We start from the raw sequence: 17916 nt of genomic DNA on the forward strand, positions 1-17916 counted from the left end.
CGCTTCATCTAAAAATCTATAAGCTTTATCGCTTTTTCCGCGAATAGAAGTTGCCTAGAGTATTCTAATAAAAGATTGGCGTGTGAATAATTATCCCCAGGATTCACATTTTGAATGGCATGAAGAAGTTCTTTTAGGTTGGGCTCCAAACCAAAGCGCGCTTTATAGATGGTTTCTGAAATATAAATCGCTTTTGGTAGAGAGCTATTTCCTAATTGTTCAGAGAGTTGTCTCACACTTGTTAAAAGCTTTAGTCCTCGTGATATCTCTCCCAAATTAATTAGAATGTGCGCTCGGATATCGCTGGAAAGTACTTTTCCGTAAAGATATTTAGCATTGTCTGCGTGCTCAAAAGAAAGTTTTGAACTTTTCTCAGCTGCGTCTAATTGGCCAGAGAAGAATTCAAAAAAGCTCATACCTTGATAGATAAAAAATAACTCTAGATCTGATTTCTTGTTTTTTGCATTAAAATTTTCTTCAAATACTTTTTGAGCTTTGGAATATTCCGAAAGTCTTGTTAATCCGATACCCAAAAAAAATCTTGCAATAATTAAAGGTTTTAGTTTTTTCTGCTTTTGAAGCTTTTTGATAAGAAGTTCCGCTTCCTCAAGTCTGCCTGTAAAAGACAGTGCACCCACTACAAAAGGAATGTCATCCAATGTCGAGCTCCATTGAGCAGCATCCACACTCAGACGCAAAACTTCTGAGTATGTTCCCTTATAAAACAGACTTTCGAGCTTGTTCCCCGGCTTACCCATCTGGATTAGCTATCACAGAATCCCGTCAAATCCCATCAAAAACTTACAGGCTCCCTTTGATGCTATTTCTCTAAAACTCCCCTAAAACTGATTAAGAGATAAACGCCGTCTAGAATTTACGGTTGAACAGGAGGAAATAATGAACAGAAGAAATTTTATAACACACGCAGGAGTGGCCCTTGGAAGTCTTTCGGTTCTGGGAATAGCGAAAAGAGCATTTGCTCAAAATATTGAGGATTGTCCTTCGCAAGAGTGTCCACCATTAAAGCCACCATCGATCCTCAGTGAGATTTCCAATAATCATGGGCATGAGATTCTAGTTCCTTTTGAAGACGTGATCAAAGGAACTGAAAAATCTTACAGCATCAAAGGAAAAAGCTCTCATCCACACACAGTTCAAATCACAGAAGAAATATTTTCAGTTCTAAGAACTCAAAATGTGGTAGAGATAGTTTCAACGGTGGATGCGGGACACTCCCATGTAGTGAAGCTCATTCGAGAAGAGGTTATCTAATGAAAATGACAGCTTTTATCTTAGGTATTTTGGTTCTTGCGGGATGTAACGAGCAGCTTATTAAGCAGCAGCATAAATCCCCAGAAAATTTAGAAGCTGTCAGTTTCCGCGATATCAATCAAATGATTATCCAACCTTTTAGATGTACTGAATGTCATGGCGACTCTGGCGCTCCAAAAGGAATAAGTCTCACAAGTTTCGCGGCCGTTATGGCTAGCGCTACTGTGGATCTAGATAATCCTACAGCTAGCAAACTCTTTACTGCACTGGATTCGGGAATGATGCCTGGAAACGGTAGAATCAGCCAAGAACAAATTGATTTAGTTCGACTATGGATCGAACAAGGAGCAAACCCATGAAAATTTTTATTCTAGCAATATTCTTTAGTGTCAATGCATTTGCAGACACCTACAAATTGGATTCCCGAAACGGAGAAATGTCAGGCCTGGCAATTGGTAAACCCAGCTTGATGAAAATAAAAATTGAAGGACCAGGCCCTTCAGGAGTACTCACTGAAAACCAGAATGCAGTTTCCGGATTTTTAACTCTGAATCTGAAAGATCTTAAAACTGGAATCGATTTAAGAGATCGTCATATGAAAGAAAAATATTTAGAGATTGGAAAATTTCCAGAAGCTCAACTTCATCTAATGAATTTAAAAATTATCGATTCAAATGTTGAACAAATATTCACTGGAAACTTAGTTCTCAAAGGCGAATCAAAACCTGTGAGTGGAACCTACAAACTAAATGATGGAAAGCTTCTAGCCAAATTTACTTTCTCCATCAAAGACTATCCTATCGCTACGCCAAAATATTTGGGAATAGAAGTCACAGACAAAGTAGAAATTGAAATTAACTCTAAGATCACAAGGGAATAAAAGTGAAAACCCTACTGCTTGTTTTATTATTATCATTAAAAGCTCAAGCTTACCCTGAGATGATAAAGCATGGATACCAATCTTGCACGGCTTGCCACTTCTCCCCTTCAGGCGGAGGAATTTTAAATCAATACGGAAAGATGATTTCCAAAGAACTCTTACCAACAATGAATATCTACAGAGAAGATACCGATGAAGAGGAAAAATGGTTTCATATCGCGGGAAAAACTAGGCATCTGCAACTGAATCAAGATAACGACATTATAAAAAATAAAATGTTTATTCCCATGCAACTCGATCTTGAAGCTGCCGTTGTTATAAAAAATTGGGTTGTGACTACCACTGCAGGACTTTACAAGCCACGCGGAAAAAGTGAGTCAGAAAGCGAACCTATTTCTCGAAGACATTATGTAATGTACAAAGGAGAGAACAATTGGAACGTCCGCGCTGGAAGATTTTATCCCATGTTTGGAATTTTAACTCCAGATCACTCCAAAATTATAAAAAAATCCATAGGATTTGATCAAGGCCAAGAGACTTACAATTTAGAAGCTTCTTACTTTATGGATTCTTACGAATTTTTCTTAACAGCAATCACCGGAAGAGCGATGCAACAAGATATTTACAGTGCTGAAGGATACACGGCTTCAATTTCCAAAAATTTTGGCGACAGATATAAAGTTGGACTTCACAACATGGGCATTAAAGATCGCACAATTGAAAGAAGGACGACTTCACTATCCGGGTCACTTGGAATCACCGAAAAATTACATATCTTAAGTGAAAATACGAGAATCATCAGTGAAGCCGGCATCAGCAAGACTAGCACTTGGGCAACCAATCAAGTTGCATCCTTTGAGGTGTATAAAGGTATTATTCCTTATGTGGGATATGAGTTTGAAAGATCCGTGAGTAAAAAGACACTCAACCGTTATGCTGGTATAACATTATTTCCTATAAATCATTTTGAATTTAAGTTTGAATTTCAAAAGAGAGAATACATTCGACCCTCAAAAATGGATGAAACCATGTCACTCTTTCAGGTCTATGCATATTTTTAGAATAATTAGGCAGATTACTGAAGCTCTACGTTCAGGGTGATTGTCGTATTTAATAATTTAGAGATTGGACAACCTTTTTTTGCAGTTTCTGCCAACTCACGGAATCTTTCGTGAGTAATACCGTCAACTTTTCCCTTTAAGGTAAGAGCAGATTCAGTCACTTTAAAACCGTCACCGTCTTTATCCAAAGACACCACTGCCGTAGTTCTTAATTCTTGAGCTTTGAATCCTGCTTCATCCAATTTAAAAGAAAGAGCCATTGCAAAACACGAAGCGTGAGCTGCTCCGATTAATTCCTCAGGATTTGTTCCTGGTTTATCTTCAAATCGAGTGGCAAATCCATAGGGAGCGTTTTGCAAAACTCCACTCTGAGTTGTTATTTCGCCTTTTCCAGTTTTACCTGCGCCTGTCCACACTACACTTCCGCTTTTTTTAATCATAAATAATCCTCCTTCGGATACATTAAGAGCTTAAGCTCTTTGTGTTGGATAAGATATCAGTAATGCAAGCTGTGAGCTTTTTTGCATATTCGATATGAATAAACTCATTAGGACCATGAGCGTTTGAGTTAGGACCAAGTACTCCTGTGATCACAAACTGCGCCTTTGGAAATTTTTGGCCGAGCATTCCCATGAACGGAATAGATCCACCTTCTCCAATAGAAAGCGCTTCTTTTCCGTAAAACTTCTTTGAAGCTTCATCGATTAAAGTCACAAGCTTTTCATCCATATGAGGTGCATTCCATCCTGTCGCCGCGTCTTCAATATGGAATTCGACTTTGGCGTTGTAGGGCGGCTCTTTTTCTAAAAGCAATTTTAATTCTTGCGCGGCTTTTTTTGCATCCAAAGTCGGGGGCAGTCTCAAAGATAATTTTAGAGTGGTATAAGGCCTTAGTACATTCCCTGCTTTTTGCACTTCCGGTAACCCTTCAGCTCCCGTAACCGACAATGCTGCTCTCCACGTCCTATTGAGTAAAAGTTCTTTAGGAGATGGAACTACCGGAGAAGTTTTATCGGTGAAAGGAAATTTTTTAAATATCATATCATTGAGCACACTCGAAGTTTTTTCGACTTGCTCCATTCTTTGCTTTGGAATCTCAGCCTTAAAATTTTGAGGAAAAATTTCGCCGGTCTCTACATTTTCCAATCTCGTGAGAATTTGTCTCGCAACTCTAAATGAAGACGGCACGACCCCACTGGCATCGCCCGAATGAACACCCTCGTTCAAGACTTGGACTTTTAAAGTTCCATTCACCAAGCCTCTCAATGAAGTTGTAGTCCAGAATTGATCATAGTTTCCTGTTCCCGAATCCAAGCAAATGATTAAATTGGGAGTGCCAAATTTCTGAGAGTAATTTTCAAAGTAAAATGGAAGATCATTAGATCCACTCTCTTCCGACAACTCGATGGCGATTTTAATATTGGGACGCTTTACTTTTTGATCCAACAAATGTTGTAACGCACAGATGGAAGCAAATACGGCATAGCCATCGTCGGCTCCACCGCGACCGTAGAGTTTGTCGCCTTTACGAACGGCTTTCCAAGGCGCAAGATCTGGAGCCCAACCCGTCATTTCCGGCTGTTTATCCAAATGCCCATACATTAAAACTTGATAATCAAAATCTCCCGGCAATTCTAAAAGTAAAAGTGGAGTTCGGCCTTCCGCTTCGATCACTTCTTTTTTTAAGTTAGGAATTTCTTGCTGATTGATCCAACCATCTACCAATTTGATCACCTGATCGATGTAACCATTCTCTTTCCACTTAGGATCAAAGGACGGAGATTTTGCAGGGATCTCGATATATTGCGAAAGTGTTGGTATGATCTTCTCTTCCCAATAGTTGCTTACGGATTCTAAAATTTTCATTTTATTATCTACTTTCTAAATTATAGATTATTTTGAGTAATAACATTTTTCCCCAACCGGAAACCCTGCTAAATCATATTTGGAAGCATTATTCGGAGTTGCAACTTCTAAAGTGCCTTCTTCCAAAATAGCAAGAGTACTATTTAAAGTCCAGTCACCACATTTTTTAAAAATTACACCTTGGCAAGGTCGAGAATAATCTGAAAGAACATTATTTTTAAATACACTTTTTGTCTGAGTAGAAACACCAAAATCGTCATTATGAGATTCTGTACCATTATTAATTTCGCTATAATATCTTTCACATCCCACGCAAACGCCGGTATCAACCGTAAGATCATTTTGAATTTGAGAAATTTTAACATTATTTGGGCAGCCTTCTTTAGCAATATTCAAAGTGTATTCACCACTCAGATTTGGAATTGTGGCATTGGCTGCAATAGTCAAAGTCAAAAGTGTGAGTATAAAAAATATTTTCATATGGTTCTCCCGTGTGTGTTGAAATTCTAACCAAAATCTCTATCGCGATGCGATGAGTCAGTCAATTTATTTAAATGAAATGATATAATCTAATAACTCAACTTGGTGTTGGCATATAATAAGATCAGAAAAGCAAAGGAAAAAATATGTATGGAAAAATTTAAAGACATCGGTAAATGGACAAAAGAGTGGGCATCAATTCAAAATGATCTGGTAGCGCATTATTTTGAAACCATTGAAAGCACTAACACTTTCGCCAAAAAATTACCTGAGTCTAAGAAAAACCAACTGGTAATTTCTGAACTCCAAACCGCAGGACGTGGGCGCGGATCCAACACTTGGGCCTCACCCGAGAGCGGCACAGCATTGCTTTCATCTTGGGTTTTTGATATCGATTTTACTCCGCAACCTATCTTGAGCCCTCTCATTGGACTAAGTATCTATGAAGCTTTGTATGAAATTTCTGGCTTTGCTGAAGCAGATATAAGCCTTAAAGCACCGAACGATATTTACATCAAAAGTAAAAAAGTAGGCGGTATTCTGATAGAACTACAAACCCAAGGTGATCAAACAAGATTGATTATCGGAATCGGCATGAATGTTTTCGAGGGGCCAAAATTAGATACAAGCTCCTTCATCGCAAAACATCGCAAGGGCGATATTGATGATTGCGCTTGGAATGGATTCTTGATTGAGTTTTACAAAAGATTAAAAGAATCCGTCGAACTTTCTTCGCAAAAAGAGTTATCAAAACAAGACTGCGAAGATTTATTAAAAGCTTTGAACAAAAATCCATTGCTCCAAGAAAAATACACACAAGTTCTTCCCGACGGCTCACTAAAAACCGCAGGAAAAACTGTGAAATGGTCATCACTTTAAAAATATTAAAATAAGGAGAATCAAAGTCTGAATGAACAGCCTACAGCATCACTAGGTACAGAAATAGTCTCAACTTCGTCACACCCCATGACTGCTACTCCAACCCAAATAACCATTTCTCGGCCCAGCGAAGAACCGTTTCGGTCAAAAATTGTAACGTAGCCAGTTCCACTACCACTATCAGAGCTCTGAGAACAAAAAAGTACGGATCTACCAAATTATGAGGAGGAATTAAAGGTAAACACCTTTTTTGATTTTCTCTAAGATTATCTTCTCTGGCATGATTGGATCCTTCGGTGAAACCATGAATAAGGACTGCTGCTCGCAACGTCTTTTGTTCTTGATCAACCAGTGGAGGATGTCGGTTAATTTTTTATTCTTCTTATCATGGAAGAACGGATCGTTTTGAAGGGCATCTTTGGCTTTTTTCAAAGCTCTTGCCTCTCCCGGATCATTTTCTTTAACCGCGTAATCATGTAGATCATATTTGATAATGTCTTCCGGTAAAACTCCGAGGAATTTTACATCCGGCGCCGAGAAGTCTGAGTTTCTAATTAAAGATGCCGCAGATCCCGCTTTTAATGTTCTAAAGATATTTTGCATAGTGTACGCATCCAGATCTCCAAAGAAATACATCGGCACGCCCAACTGATCTTGAATCAATTTACACCAGCCACGAACAGCGTTACTCGGGACCCCTTGGGCGCCTAATAAAATACAATTGTTTCTTTTTGTAAAACCATTAGATACCAGCGTGTTCGCCGTACCCTCTGATTCTACGATCAAACAGAAATCAATTTTCTTTTTTGCTTTTAGTTGTAAACTTTGCGGTTTATTTTTGGGTTGGAATGGGGAAGTTCCCAGAGAACTTAAATCTACAACGGCTTTTGTTCCGTCCGATAGAGTTTCCGTAACCACCAGCTGTTGGGAGTAAGTTTGTCCACCACGATCATTGGCAAAACAATTCATCTCTTCCCTGTAGGCTTCAAACATTTCGCAAATGAAGTCTACGATAGAGTCACTTTCTTCCTGCTCTTGGAAATCAAGGGCTTTTAAATGCGGGTTGAATTTCACTTCACCCTTAGAGATGTAATACAACTCTCTCTTCGTGTTCACCGCGCCGGATTCAATGTTTCTAAGAAGAATTTCTAACATAAAGACCGCCCGTGCCATCTTTTGCACAGAGGCCACGTTCAATTCTGTTCTAACTTTTTTATCGCCAGGAGTAAAATATCCAACCTTGGGATTATAGATTACGTTATCCAAAGAACATTTTGTTGCTTCCAGTACTGGTCTTTGCGCTCTCTCGAGATCTCGCAACATCATTTCGCAAATTTCTTTAGAGAGCTTAGGAATATCTTTCCCAGATCCAATTTTACCTAGTCCGCCTTTAGCCATATTTTCCTACTTCCTATTTCTTTTTCTTCGTAACTTTTTTAGTTCCGCTTTTAGCAGCTTTTTCAGTCTTTGGCGCTTTCTCACCCTTAGTCGGCTTACTCGCCTGGGCTTTTTCTTTTGCTGCTTTAGCACCTTTTGTGGTGGACTTCCCTTCAGCTACTTCTTCTGACAACTCATGAACGTCAATAACATCCACATTCGGATCTTCGTCGTATTCGCCAGATTTTGCTTTCATTTTTTTAAGCTTGGTATCCGCTTCTTCCAATTGCGCTTCTGCATCTTGCGCATCTCTACCTAATAATGTTCTGAGGCCTTCCTCAGCTTTTTTCTTTCTCGCGGCATTGGCAGACGTAATTCTCACCAATCCATCCACAAGCATGGGACCGAACTGTTCGATGTGACGGATCTTTCTTTCTAAGTCTTCTGCTTTCACTTCACGACGAATATGGCGAGAAAGTTTTTGACCGGCTTGCATAAGCGCACGTCTTAACTCTTCCACTAGATCATCTGAGGCATCAATTGTTTCCTTAGAAGCATTTTTAAATTTAATGAAAGGAGAAACCACACTGATCGCAAATACGTATGGACCCATTGGTACCGAGTTCTTCGGTTGATTCAATCCGTAAGCTCTCCAGTTTACTGATTCGATAGATTTTGTAATTGCACAAGCTGCTTTATCAAACTGCAAAGGCACTCTGTTTGCGAATCTTAAAACCTGCACAGGTTCGTCTTCGTTTCCACGATTTAAAAATCTTGCTAGAGCTACTTCTACAACCACAGGTTTGAAATCGCAAATTCTAGGTTTTCTCGTCACAACAGAAAAGAAATCCACTTGTCCAATACGGCCAATGCTTTTTGCAAGTGGCTCTTCGCCAACAGATAGAACTGATTTTGTAGAAGGTGAGATCAAATCTGTCTTTTGAATTGCCGTATAAACTGCCTTTAAATCATTTTCCGACATTTGACTAACAGATGAATCCAATAATTTTTTTGGAAGGCCATTTGTAACAAAATCTTTTAAGGTCGCATCAGAAACTCTGGTGAATCCTGTTTTTAACCATTTCGAACAAGACATCTTTCCGTACAAATGTGCATGCGTGATGAACTCACCAAGCTTCATTGTATGAGGATGCGGGTTTGTTGCTGGTGGAATTGGTGGAACATCATCAGACACTCTTTCAATTGTTACCCATTCTTCATCTAATAGCTTATATTTTAAAGTCACATGCGGATTCACTAAAGTAGTGCCATCAAGATAAGTTAAGATTCCACCCTCGCCGTTCAATTGAATACGGCCGTCGAGTTTGAATTCAACCTTTACTCCGTGATCTTTTTTCCATTCGATCATTTCTTTATTACGGATAACACCTTTATTTTTTTTGATATCTACATCAACTACTGCAGAAATAGCTTTTTTCATCTTTTCGGTTTTGCTCACCACACTCACGCCTGTCGCGTTAGTTAATTGAGCCCAAGTTGTAGCAGCAGAGATACCAATACCTTGTTGCCCGCGAGAACATTGTCCCTTACCAAATTTTGAAGAAGCCAGGTATTCACCGTAAACCATCGCAAGATGTTCCCCATCAATGCCGGGGCCGTTATCTTCAACCATAATATAAATTAGGTCCGTGTTCTTTTGAGCACCGGTACCTATTTTTTTAATCTCCACGATGATCTCAGGTTTTATACCCGCCATTTCGCAAGCATCCAAACTGTTATCTACAGCTTCTTTAAGTGTTGTAAGAACGGCCTTCGTTGGAGAAGAAAATCCCACCTGCTGTAAGTTCTTTGCAAAGTATTCTGCCGTACTACTTGTCGTAATTTGAGCTTGAGCCAATTTTTTGTCCTATCTTTTTTAATTAATACTAACCCTAGAGAAAAATTTGATCTTACTATTTTTTTGACCTAACTATTTTTTTCTCATATCATTTTGCTTTAAGTTACACTGATTACACATAAAACATTATAAAAGTTCAACAAAAGGTCGCACAAATGAAAAAACTAGTTTTATTTTTAAGCATAATTTCGCTGAGCGTTGGCTGTACTAAGAGTTGCACTCAGGAAAAAAAAGATACTCAACAAAAACAAATTCCTGAAGTGAAAGATCTTCTGATGCAAGAAATGGCAGTTGGTGCTGGCGATGAAGCAAAAGATGGCGACACAGTAAAAGTTCACTACAGAGGAACTTTTATGGATGGAAAAGAGTTCGATAGCTCACATTCTAGAAGCCAACCTTTTGAATTTAAATTGGGCACCAAACAAGTTATTGAAGGATGGGATATCGGCGTTCGCGGCATGAAGGTTGGCGGAAAAAGAATTCTCGTTGTTCCTCCGCATATGGCTTACGGAGATAAAGGTGCTGGCGGGGTCATTCCACCAAATACTCCTCTGAAATTCGAAGTTGAACTTCTCGAAGTAGTAGCTGAAACCAAAGCCAAAGATACAAAAAAATAACCAGAAATTTTAGATTTTTGTCGGTTTTATGAAGAAATAAAATCGACAGAAGTAAGAGACTTCTTTTTCGTATTGCAGGCCTTACAACAGCAAACAATATTGTTCATTGATGAAGTTCCACCACGTGCGATCGGAACCTTATGATCCATGGTCAAATTATCCTTAGAAAACTTCTTTTCGCAGTAATAACAAATCCCTGCCTGGATCTTTTGGTTCCACCAAGATGTCTTTTTGAGGTCGCGAGCCTTGTCGCGCTCCTTTTTTAACTGTTTTGGATCCTGTGGAGCATAGAAATTCATTGCCAACTATTAACACAGTATGGCATTAATATTCAACAATTATGACTATCGATCAAATAAAACAAAGAATTTTGGATACTTTCACGGATGGATACGTGGAGGTTACTGATTTAACAGGAACTTCTGACCATATTCAGGTTTTAGTGGTATCTAATAAGTTTAGTGGGCAAGGTCGCCTTCAAAGGCAGCGCATGGTGATGGATGTATTCCAGCCAGAGCTAAAAACTGGTGAAGTTCACGCATTAACAATTCGAGCAATCACTCCGCTTGAAAAAAACTAGAGGTCTACATGAACGACGTACAAATGAATCCAGAAATTAAACAAAAAATCGAAGGTTACTTAAATAGTTCTGACATTGTTCTTTTTATGAAAGGCACAACAGAATTTCCAATGTGTGGATTCTCGGCAAGAGCAATCGCTATCCTTAAAGAGCTCAATGTCCCCTTTGAAACTGTGAATGTTTTAGAAGATGTCGAGATCAGAGAAGGAATCAAAGCTTACGGCAACTGGCCAACCATTCCTCAACTCTACATAAAAAAAGAATTGGTCGGCGGAAGCGATATCATGATGGAGATGTACCAAGCCGGTGAACTCCAAGAAATGTTCGCTAAGAATTAATTTGCCTAAATTTTTTATTTTGAATTCAAAGGATCAATAGTTTGAATGGCAATTGGTCCTGTAAACAAGTTCACCAGTATTACCCCATTTTCTATCATTATATTTAGTCTAGCGCGAGGGACTCTCTAATATCTAAATTGTTGTCTTATTTTTAGACGGCAACTCATAATTTGCCTATTGGTTCCGATAAGTTACAGAATATGGCAAGAATACTTTTAATAGATGACGATAACGACATCTTAAAAATGGGTCAAAAACTTTTGGCTAAAAATAATCATGAAGTCATTCCGTGCACAAATGGAATGCAGGCCCTCGATTATTTAGAAAAATTTTCTTTCGATATGGTGATCTCTGATGCAAACATGCCGCAGATGTCGGGCTTCGAAGTTTTACTTAAAATCAGAAATCATCCTCAATGGAAAAATATGACAGTTGCTCTTCTCACCGGCCGCAAAACAAAAGGCGACGTGCAAAGAGCATTAAGACTTGGTGTTGATGACTACATTGTAAAACCTATCGATCCAATTATCTTTCTCGAAAAAATTGAATCACTTTTGCAAAAGAAAGAACCAAACAAGTGGCCGCAAGTTGATCTGGGTATGATCAATGATTATGGAAATGCAAAAATCGATATGACAATCAAAATTATTTCTGTATCTGAGTTGGGCCTGACTCTTCAAAGTCCTGTTTGCCCACAAGAAGGAGATGTCTTCCAGGTGACCGGAAGTTTATTTAAAGATCTTAACATTGAAGCTCCTTTCGTAAAAGTTATCTCTGTGCAGGGAGCTCAAGGTAAATTGAACGAATGGATTATTAAAACTCACTTCTTTGGAGCGAAGGACAACTTTCTCCAACAGATCAGGTCGTGGATGTATCAAACTTTACTGAGAAAGGCTGCTTAAAACATAATGAGAATCTTACTTGCTGAAGATGATTCAAACATTTCAATGATCGCCAAAATCACTTTGGAAAGAATTGGTAAGCACCAAGTTGTTATTGTTGCCAACGGCAAAGATGCGCTCGATTGCGCCTCGAAAGAAAAATTTGATCTTATTCTTCTTGATGGAATGATGCCCGTAATGGATGGAGTGACTGTCCTTAAAAATTTAAAAATAACAAATTTATCTCACATCCCCGTTATTTTCTTGAGTGCCAAGTCTCAGGAAGCAGATATCAAAGAAGTTTTAGAGCTTGGAGCTATTGGCTATATTCAAAAACCTTTTGAACCAAAAACACTGTGCGAACAAATCAATCAGATGCTGGCGAAGAAGGTGGCTTAGGCATGAAACCGATCAGGCTAAAATTAAATCTAATAATTTTGGCCTTAGGAGTGGTGTCACTCGGATTGGCATACGTCGGTTTTCATATTTATAGTCAAATTGAGCTCACCCACAAGGCCATGCATATGACTATCGAAGCACGACAGCTTTTGGAAAATCTTCCAAATAAAAAAATCAGTGATGAATATACAAAAATTCTTCAAGAATTCAGAGCAAGCCTGTATCCAGAGCAAAGAAAAGTTTTATTCAGCGATATTATTCAGGCCTATACAAGCAACAAGAAGAATTTACTGTCTAATCGTATAGACAATTATTATGAACAAGAAAAAGTTCACTACAAGAACATGAAAGCACAGTTGGCATATTATGAAAAAAAGTTGATTTTTTACTCTATAGTTCTTTTCTGCTCAGTCCTGGGACTTTTAGTGACATTAAAGTTATTTACGCAAAGCCAGATTTTTGTACCTTTACAAAGCACTACCAATCGCATGGCAGATTTTCTCAATGGCAAATACTCTTACAACTTTGACAGTCCCGATGAAAACGAAATGGGTGAGCTCCAAGCCACTTTCAACTCTATGGCACAGGAAGTTTTGAAAAACATGGAAGAGTTAAAAGCTTTGGATTCTGCAAAGTCAGACTTCTTAAATATTGCTTCCCATGAACTCAGAACTCCAATGACGTCGATCAAAGGATCTCTTAGCCTTATTTCTAGTGGCGTGATGGGCGATGTCTCCGATGAAATTTTAAATTTAATTAGAATTGCAGAATTAGAGACTGATCGCCTTGTCCGACTCATCAACGACATCTTAGACATGGCAAAAATCGATGCTAGAAAGTTACCGCTAAAATTAACTTGGACTCCCCTTCACGAATTACTAGATAAAACAGTCATGAGCTTGCAAGGTCTGGCTCAAACTTTTGATGTTAAAATTGTAAAACAAGATTTTGAAAATATCGCTATCAATGTAGACGCTGATAGGATTCAGCAAGTGATTACGAACTTAGTTTCGAATGCTGTTAAATTTTCGCCAAAGAACAACATGGTTGAACTCCTTGTAGATGTAAAGGCTAACGCACCTGTAAAGATCATGGTGAAAGACCACGGAAAAGGGATGACTCCTCAAGAGAAATCTATACTTTTCCAAAAATTCCGCCAAGTTTCTAGTCCCGACAATCCTCTCGTCAAAGGCACAGGCTTGGGCCTAGCTATCGCTAAAGCGCTAGTCGAAGAACACAATGGGCAGATCGATGTAACTACAAAACCTAACGAAGGAAGCACTTTTTACTTCACAATACCCGAGTGGAAACATCTAGAGAGTATAAGTCAGGAGAAATTGGCAGCATGAGCATAGACGATCTTCTTAAGGAATTGCAGCAAGAGTATATCCAAGGCATACCCGAAAAAATCCAAGAGCTAAAAGAATTTAGTCAAAAAAATGATTTAGAGAACCTCATCAATTCATTTCACAAGCTTAAAGGTTCTGGAAAAACTTATGGCTTAGAAGAAGTTTCTATATTTGGACAATTTTTTGAAATTTGGATGAGAGATAAAAAAGAAAAAGTTCTTCCATTTATGCCCAAAGCAATTGAAATCTTAGAGAGAATCAATGCCTCTAGAATTCAAGGAAAACCCTATTCTCTGGATACAGATCAAGAGTATCAAAAATTATTATCTTTAAAGTAATTAAATATCAAATATTTTTCCTGGATTCAAAATAAGATCTGGATCAAAAACTTTTTTGATTTGCTTCATGATTTCAATCTCCGCTTCAGATTTTGTAAAATGCAAAAAAGGTTTTTTACTCAAACCCACTCCATGCTCTGCGGAGACAGACCCACCAAATTTCTTAAGGTTTTTAAATAAAAGCTGATCTACCTTTTGGCAGCCTTTTACAAATTCATCCATAGACAATTCTGATGGTTTCAAAATATTCACATGTAAGTTTCCGTCGCCGATATGACCAAACCAAACAACCTTGAACTGCGGATATTCTTTTTTAAGCAAATCATCCGTTTCTTTTACGAATGTCGTCACATCAGAAATTTTAACCGAAATATCATTCTTATATGGAGTGTGCGGAGACAAACTCTCAGAAATATAATCTCTGTACTTCCAAAAATTTTCTGCTTGTTGCTCACTTTGGCTGATAACACCGTCTTGGATAAAGCCCGCTTCAACGCCCTCTTCAAAACACGTTAATAATTTTTGCATTTTTTCTTCTGAGTCCGTTTCTGCTTCAATCAAAAGATAGATCGGAAACTTTTGCCCGAGTGGCGGACTCAGTTCCGGATGAGATTTTAAAACGTACTGTACAGCGTCTTGTGTGAACATTTCAAAGGCCGTTAAACTCATCGCATTTCTAAATTTCTGATAAACTTTAGATACAAATTGATGATCTTCAAGACCCACAATCACCACTGATGTTTCTTTTGGCGGTGTAGTCACTCTTAAAACCACTTCCGTAATAATCCCCAAAGTTCCTTCACTGCCAATAAAGAGATGTCTTAAATCATAACCTGTATTATTTTTTACCAGACCATTGTTTAATTTTAAAATCTCTCCCGCTCCTGTGACAACAGTGAGGCCAGAAACCCATTCTCTCATAAGGCCGTAACGAACCACGTTGAGCCCACCGACATTCGTAGCAACGTTGCCACCAATTTGACTGGATCCACGAGCCGCAAAATCCACCGGAAAATGGGCGCCCTTGGAAGTGGCATAATCTTGCGCTTCCTCAGTCAAGCAACCCGCCTCGCAAGTCAGCGTTTGATCGATCTCATTGAAATCTAAAATTTTATTCATTCTTTGAAGAGATAAAACCACTTCACCATTTTTAGCAACAGCCGCACCGCTCAGGCCAGTTCTTCCACCCGATGGAACAATTGCAATTTTATTTTTTCTAGCCCACTGAACAATTTTTTGCACTTCTTCAGTAGTACTCGGAAATAGAATCGCCTTGGGATTTGGAGTGTAATACCTCGTCCAATCCCTTCCATATTCAAGAAGATTTTCAGCATCTGTGGCTACCTGATTTGCTTTTAAAAACGGAAGTTCCTTTAAAATATCCATTCTATCCCCATTTGCGATTACGAACTACAATCGACCGCTATATTTGAGAACCCTTCCTATCTCTTCTAAAGATTCTAAACGATATTTCAATCTCATGAGATCTGGTTCGCAGTAAGGATAAGCTGCGTCTGTATCAATGGCAACATGAACTTTATCCGCCAATAGTTCAATTTCTGAATAAGCAGTTTTTATCAGCTCATCAAGACGATTAGACTTAAAGATTTTACTGTAGATAACATCAAGCCTCTCTACTTCCTGTTTAAGATCTTGATATTTGTGAGCACAAATTTCTCTGGCAGGCTTACACTTAAAAAATTCTGGATTTTTATCTGGATTTTTATAACCGCGCATAATTTGAAATTTAAATGGAGCTTTACTCTCAAACGATTCTTTTTCAAAAATTACATCAGGCCCAATGACCTTAAAACTATGGTATAAATCAGTTCTTCTCTCTATAACCCCGATGGCATTTGGCACCGGACTAGAAATTTGCTCACATTGATTATCAAGATAATAATTCAACTCACTCAAGCCCACATAAGAAATTCTTTTTATCAGGCCGCTGAGATAGAAGCTTGTTCCATTGCAGTTAATCCCATCTATTGGCAGAGGTTTATTGATGCTCAATTTTTTAAATTTCAAATTTATCAAAGGAGTAATCTCAATATCATTAAGCCAATTCACTTGGGCAAAATTTTCAACAGTTATTCCCTGCCAAATTCTAATTTGGTTTACAATTTTAATTTTCCGACGAGTATCTGTTCCTACAATCCATAATCTTTCTTTTTCATAAACAAAAGAAGCCTCAGGCCCTTTTATCGCCCATCTATAGGTCCACTCCAAAGCACCCGCAGTAGGTACTCGTTCATTGAGTCGCACAGACGGAGCCGCCTGCACACCTGTTAAAGCAAGTGTATAAGTCAGGAAAATAATGACAAATTTTGATATATTAATTGTAAATTTCATATTTAAAACCAGCTCTATAGCCTTATAACAAAGCTCTACTATTAATGGCAGTATTTTGATCTTATACACTACAAAAATCACGCCAAGTCGGGCGATAAATACGACGCCGACGAAATCTCAAAAAAATTAGATTATTCTGGTTTTAATATTCGTTTTTAGCTTAGAAATTCTATCCGCTGTATCTTGTGCTTTGGCATTTTCTAAATCCATCACCAAGTAACCAATCTCAGAATCAGTAGAGAGATATTGAGCAGAAATATTGGCCCCTGCTTGCGCCACGATTTCGTTAATATCCTTTAATACTCCAGGAACGTTTCTATGAACGTTTAAAAGACGAACCGTTTTTTCATGAATTGGTAAATCTACATTGGGGAAATTCACAGATCCTGTTGTGCTTCCGTTTTTAATCATTTTAATAAAGCTATCCGCAACCTCAACACCGATGGCCTCTTGAGCCTCTTCCGTGCTTCCCGCAATATGCGGAGACAAAATGACATTTGATAAACCTCTGAGTGGAGTTTCAAATGTTTCAGTATTGCTCTGTGGTTCGTATGGAAATACATCCACTGCCAATCCACCAAGATGCTTACTCTTCAACGAATCTACAACAGCCGGAATATCCACTACAGTTCCGCGACTTGCATTGATTAGGAATGCACCTTTTTTCATTTGGCTTAATTCTTTTTGAGAAATCATATTTTTAGTTTGCGGAGTTTCCGGAACATGCAAGGAAACAAAATCAGAGTATTTTAGTAATTCTTGCAAGCTATCTGAAGCTCTAGAATTACCAAGCGGAAGCTTTTTAACAACATCATAATAAATCACATGAAGTCCCAGTGACTCTGCGAGAACACTCAACTGACTGCCGATGTGTCCATATCCCACAATCCCTAAAACTTTTCCACGAACTTCGAAACAACCATTGGCACTCTTATTCCATTTACCTTGATGAGCCTGCATGTTGCGATCACCAAGATTTCTTGCCAAAGAAATCATCTGCCCGATCACCATCTCAGCCACACTTCTAGTATTGCTGTAAGGCGCATTAAAAACAGGAATGCCCACTTTATTGGCTTTAACAAGATCTATTTGATTGGTTCCTATACAAAAAGCCCCTACTGTTAACAAATGCTGAGCCTTATCAAAGAAATTTGCAGATAAATTCGTCTTTGATCTAATCCCCAGCACATCAAAATTCTGAATCACTTTGAGTAAATCTGCTTCTGAGAGTGAAGCGCTTTCGTTGACCACATGAAAGCCAGCGTCTTTGAGCTTGTCTGTTGCGACGGGATGAACATTTTCTAGTAATAAAATTTTAGTTTGGGCCATTAAGAACTCCGCTGCTTCCGATATGGTGGCTAATCTTTGCCATGCCTAATTTACTTTATT

General features: G+C 38.5%; 22 protein-coding genes. 12 read left to right on the plus strand and 10 right to left on the minus strand.

Features of this window, described 5'->3' with window-relative positions:
- Window positions 1–8: 8 nt before the first annotated feature.
- Entirely contained in the window at window positions 9–758 is a 750-nt protein-coding gene (locus V4596_02185; protein MES2767929.1) for a hypothetical protein, read from the minus strand.
- Window positions 759–897: 139 nt separating this feature from the next.
- On the opposite strand from V4596_02185, the gene V4596_02190 reads away from it, so the two are divergent.
- Genes V4596_02190 through V4596_02205 form a run of 4 tightly spaced genes read left to right on the plus strand, consistent with a single transcriptional unit; the run spans window position 898 to window position 3213 of the window.
- Entirely contained in the window at window positions 898–1272 is a 375-nt protein-coding gene (locus V4596_02190) for a hypothetical protein (protein MES2767930.1), read from the plus strand.
- A complete protein-coding gene (locus V4596_02195) occupies window positions 1272–1631 on the plus strand; it encodes a hypothetical protein (GenBank protein MES2767931.1) in 360 nt (119 codons plus the stop codon). Before V4596_02190 ends, V4596_02195 begins: the two co-directional genes overlap by 1 nt.
- Window positions 1628–2152: a YceI family protein gene (locus V4596_02200; protein ID MES2767932.1), complete on the plus strand. Its 525-nt coding sequence runs from the start codon at window positions 1628–1630 to the stop codon at window positions 2150–2152. Before V4596_02195 ends, V4596_02200 begins: the two co-directional genes overlap by 4 nt.
- A gap of 2 nt (window positions 2153–2154) precedes the next feature.
- A complete protein-coding gene (locus tag V4596_02205) occupies window positions 2155–3213 on the plus strand; it encodes a hypothetical protein (protein MES2767933.1) in 1059 nt (352 codons plus the stop codon).
- A gap of 14 nt (window positions 3214–3227) precedes the next feature.
- Here V4596_02205 and V4596_02210 read toward each other — a convergent pair whose 3' ends face one another.
- From V4596_02210 to V4596_02220, 3 genes are read right to left on the minus strand one after another with little or no spacing between them, the layout of a single operon-like run.
- Window positions 3228–3653 (minus strand): OsmC family protein, encoded by a 426-nt coding sequence (locus V4596_02210; GenBank protein ID MES2767934.1) that lies wholly within the window; start codon window positions 3651–3653, stop codon window positions 3228–3230.
- Between the two features lie 22 nt (window positions 3654–3675).
- Complete coding sequence (locus V4596_02215) at window positions 3676–5079, minus strand: M20/M25/M40 family metallo-hydrolase (protein ID MES2767935.1); 1404 nt, start codon at window positions 5077–5079, stop codon at window positions 3676–3678.
- Window positions 5080–5106: 27 nt separating this feature from the next.
- On the minus strand, window positions 5107–5559 hold the full coding sequence (locus V4596_02220; protein MES2767936.1) for a hypothetical protein: 453 nt from the start codon (window positions 5557–5559) through the stop codon (window positions 5107–5109).
- A gap of 150 nt (window positions 5560–5709) precedes the next feature.
- On the opposite strand from V4596_02220, the gene V4596_02225 reads away from it, so the two are divergent.
- Window positions 5710–6438: a biotin--[acetyl-CoA-carboxylase] ligase gene (locus tag V4596_02225; GenBank protein ID MES2767937.1), complete on the plus strand. Its 729-nt coding sequence runs from the start codon at window positions 5710–5712 to the stop codon at window positions 6436–6438.
- A 231-nt stretch (window positions 6439–6669) separates the two neighbouring features.
- Here the strand turns inward: V4596_02225 and V4596_02230 are convergent, their stop codons facing one another.
- Window positions 6670–7836: a DNA topoisomerase VI gene (locus tag V4596_02230; protein ID MES2767938.1), complete on the minus strand. Its 1167-nt coding sequence runs from the start codon at window positions 7834–7836 to the stop codon at window positions 6670–6672.
- Window positions 7837–7849: 13 nt separating this feature from the next.
- Complete coding sequence (locus V4596_02235; GenBank protein MES2767939.1) at window positions 7850–9673, minus strand: DNA topoisomerase VI subunit B; 1824 nt, start codon at window positions 9671–9673, stop codon at window positions 7850–7852.
- A gap of 155 nt (window positions 9674–9828) precedes the next feature.
- Between V4596_02235 and V4596_02240 the strand changes: the two genes are divergently transcribed.
- Entirely contained in the window at window positions 9829–10290 is a 462-nt protein-coding gene (locus tag V4596_02240; protein ID MES2767940.1) for an FKBP-type peptidyl-prolyl cis-trans isomerase, read from the plus strand.
- Between the two features lie 26 nt (window positions 10291–10316).
- On the opposite strand, the gene V4596_02245 is transcribed toward V4596_02240, so the two are convergent.
- Window positions 10317–10589 carry an HNH endonuclease gene (locus V4596_02245; protein MES2767941.1) on the minus strand — a complete coding sequence of 91 codons (273 nt, stop codon included), beginning with the start codon at window positions 10587–10589 and terminating at the stop codon, window positions 10317–10319.
- A 41-nt stretch (window positions 10590–10630) separates the two neighbouring features.
- Here V4596_02245 and V4596_02250 point away from each other — a divergent pair, with 41 nt between their 5' ends.
- From V4596_02250 to V4596_02275, 6 genes are all read left to right on the plus strand, one after another.
- Window positions 10631–10870: a BolA family protein gene (locus tag V4596_02250; protein ID MES2767942.1), complete on the plus strand. Its 240-nt coding sequence runs from the start codon at window positions 10631–10633 to the stop codon at window positions 10868–10870.
- Window positions 10871–10893: 23 nt separating this feature from the next.
- Entirely contained in the window at window positions 10894–11208 is a 315-nt protein-coding gene (gene grxD / locus V4596_02255) for a Grx4 family monothiol glutaredoxin (protein MES2767943.1), read from the plus strand.
- A 200-nt stretch (window positions 11209–11408) separates the two neighbouring features.
- Entirely contained in the window at window positions 11409–12110 is a 702-nt protein-coding gene (locus V4596_02260; GenBank protein ID MES2767944.1) for a response regulator transcription factor, read from the plus strand.
- Between the two features lie 6 nt (window positions 12111–12116).
- Complete coding sequence (locus V4596_02265; GenBank protein MES2767945.1) at window positions 12117–12488, plus strand: response regulator; 372 nt, start codon at window positions 12117–12119, stop codon at window positions 12486–12488.
- Entirely contained in the window at window positions 12446–13837 is a 1392-nt protein-coding gene (locus V4596_02270; protein MES2767946.1) for a HAMP domain-containing sensor histidine kinase, read from the plus strand. The genes V4596_02265 and V4596_02270 overlap by 43 nt, the downstream gene beginning before the upstream one ends.
- Entirely contained in the window at window positions 13834–14175 is a 342-nt protein-coding gene (locus tag V4596_02275; protein ID MES2767947.1) for an Hpt domain-containing protein, read from the plus strand. The genes V4596_02270 and V4596_02275 overlap by 4 nt, the downstream gene beginning before the upstream one ends.
- On the opposite strand, the gene V4596_02280 is transcribed toward V4596_02275, so the two are convergent.
- The 3 genes from V4596_02280 to serA all read right to left on the minus strand — a co-directional run bounded on the left by V4596_02280 (window position 14176) and on the right by serA (window position 17856).
- Window positions 14176–15561 carry an FAD-binding oxidoreductase gene (locus V4596_02280; GenBank protein MES2767948.1) on the minus strand — a complete coding sequence of 462 codons (1386 nt, stop codon included), beginning with the start codon at window positions 15559–15561 and terminating at the stop codon, window positions 14176–14178.
- Window positions 15562–15585: 24 nt separating this feature from the next.
- Window positions 15586–16527 (minus strand): hypothetical protein, encoded by a 942-nt coding sequence (locus tag V4596_02285; protein ID MES2767949.1) that lies wholly within the window; start codon window positions 16525–16527, stop codon window positions 15586–15588.
- A 126-nt stretch (window positions 16528–16653) separates the two neighbouring features.
- On the minus strand, window positions 16654–17856 hold the full coding sequence (gene serA, locus V4596_02290) for a phosphoglycerate dehydrogenase (GenBank protein ID MES2767950.1): 1203 nt from the start codon (window positions 17854–17856) through the stop codon (window positions 16654–16656).
- Between the last annotated feature and the right edge of the window lie 60 nt (window positions 17857–17916).

It is taken from the genome of Bdellovibrionota bacterium (assembly GCA_040386775.1).
Lineage (GTDB): Bacteria > Bdellovibrionota > Bdellovibrionia > Bdellovibrionales > JAEYZS01 > JAEYZS01.

Bases quoted from the DNA above. Each gene is read 5' to 3' on its own strand.
- V4596_02210 (MES2767934.1), bottom strand. From the start codon at position 3,653: ATGATTAAAAAAAGCGGAAGTGTAGTGTGGACAGGCGCAGGTAAAACT.
- V4596_02200 (MES2767932.1), top strand. From the start codon at position 1,628: ATGAAAATTTTTATTCTAGCAATATTCTTTAGTGTCAATGCATTTGCA.
- V4596_02260 (MES2767944.1), top strand. From the start codon at position 11,409: ATGGCAAGAATACTTTTAATAGATGACGATAACGACATCTTAAAAATG.
- V4596_02195 (MES2767931.1), top strand. From the start codon at position 1,272: ATGAAAATGACAGCTTTTATCTTAGGTATTTTGGTTCTTGCGGGATGT.
- V4596_02190 (MES2767930.1), top strand. From the start codon at position 898: ATGAACAGAAGAAATTTTATAACACACGCAGGAGTGGCCCTTGGAAGT.
- V4596_02250 (MES2767942.1), top strand. From the start codon at position 10,631: ATGACTATCGATCAAATAAAACAAAGAATTTTGGATACTTTCACGGAT.
- V4596_02225 (MES2767937.1), top strand. From the start codon at position 5,710: ATGGAAAAATTTAAAGACATCGGTAAATGGACAAAAGAGTGGGCATCA.
- V4596_02285 (MES2767949.1), bottom strand. From the start codon at position 16,527: ATGAAATTTACAATTAATATATCAAAATTTGTCATTATTTTCCTGACT.
- V4596_02220 (MES2767936.1), bottom strand. From the start codon at position 5,559: ATGAAAATATTTTTTATACTCACACTTTTGACTTTGACTATTGCAGCC.
- V4596_02265 (MES2767945.1), top strand. From the start codon at position 12,117: ATGAGAATCTTACTTGCTGAAGATGATTCAAACATTTCAATGATCGCC.
- serA (MES2767950.1), bottom strand. From the start codon at position 17,856: ATGGCCCAAACTAAAATTTTATTACTAGAAAATGTTCATCCCGTCGCA.
- V4596_02230 (MES2767938.1), bottom strand. From the start codon at position 7,836: ATGGCTAAAGGCGGACTAGGTAAAATTGGATCTGGGAAAGATATTCCT.
- V4596_02275 (MES2767947.1), top strand. From the start codon at position 13,834: ATGAGCATAGACGATCTTCTTAAGGAATTGCAGCAAGAGTATATCCAA.
- V4596_02185 (MES2767929.1), bottom strand. From the start codon at position 758: ATGGGTAAGCCGGGGAACAAGCTCGAAAGTCTGTTTTATAAGGGAACA.
- V4596_02240 (MES2767940.1), top strand. From the start codon at position 9,829: ATGAAAAAACTAGTTTTATTTTTAAGCATAATTTCGCTGAGCGTTGGC.
- grxD (MES2767943.1), top strand. From the start codon at position 10,894: ATGAATCCAGAAATTAAACAAAAAATCGAAGGTTACTTAAATAGTTCT.
- V4596_02215 (MES2767935.1), bottom strand. From the start codon at position 5,079: ATGAAAATTTTAGAATCCGTAAGCAACTATTGGGAAGAGAAGATCATA.
- V4596_02280 (MES2767948.1), bottom strand. From the start codon at position 15,561: ATGGATATTTTAAAGGAACTTCCGTTTTTAAAAGCAAATCAGGTAGCC.
- V4596_02245 (MES2767941.1), bottom strand. From the start codon at position 10,589: ATGAATTTCTATGCTCCACAGGATCCAAAACAGTTAAAAAAGGAGCGC.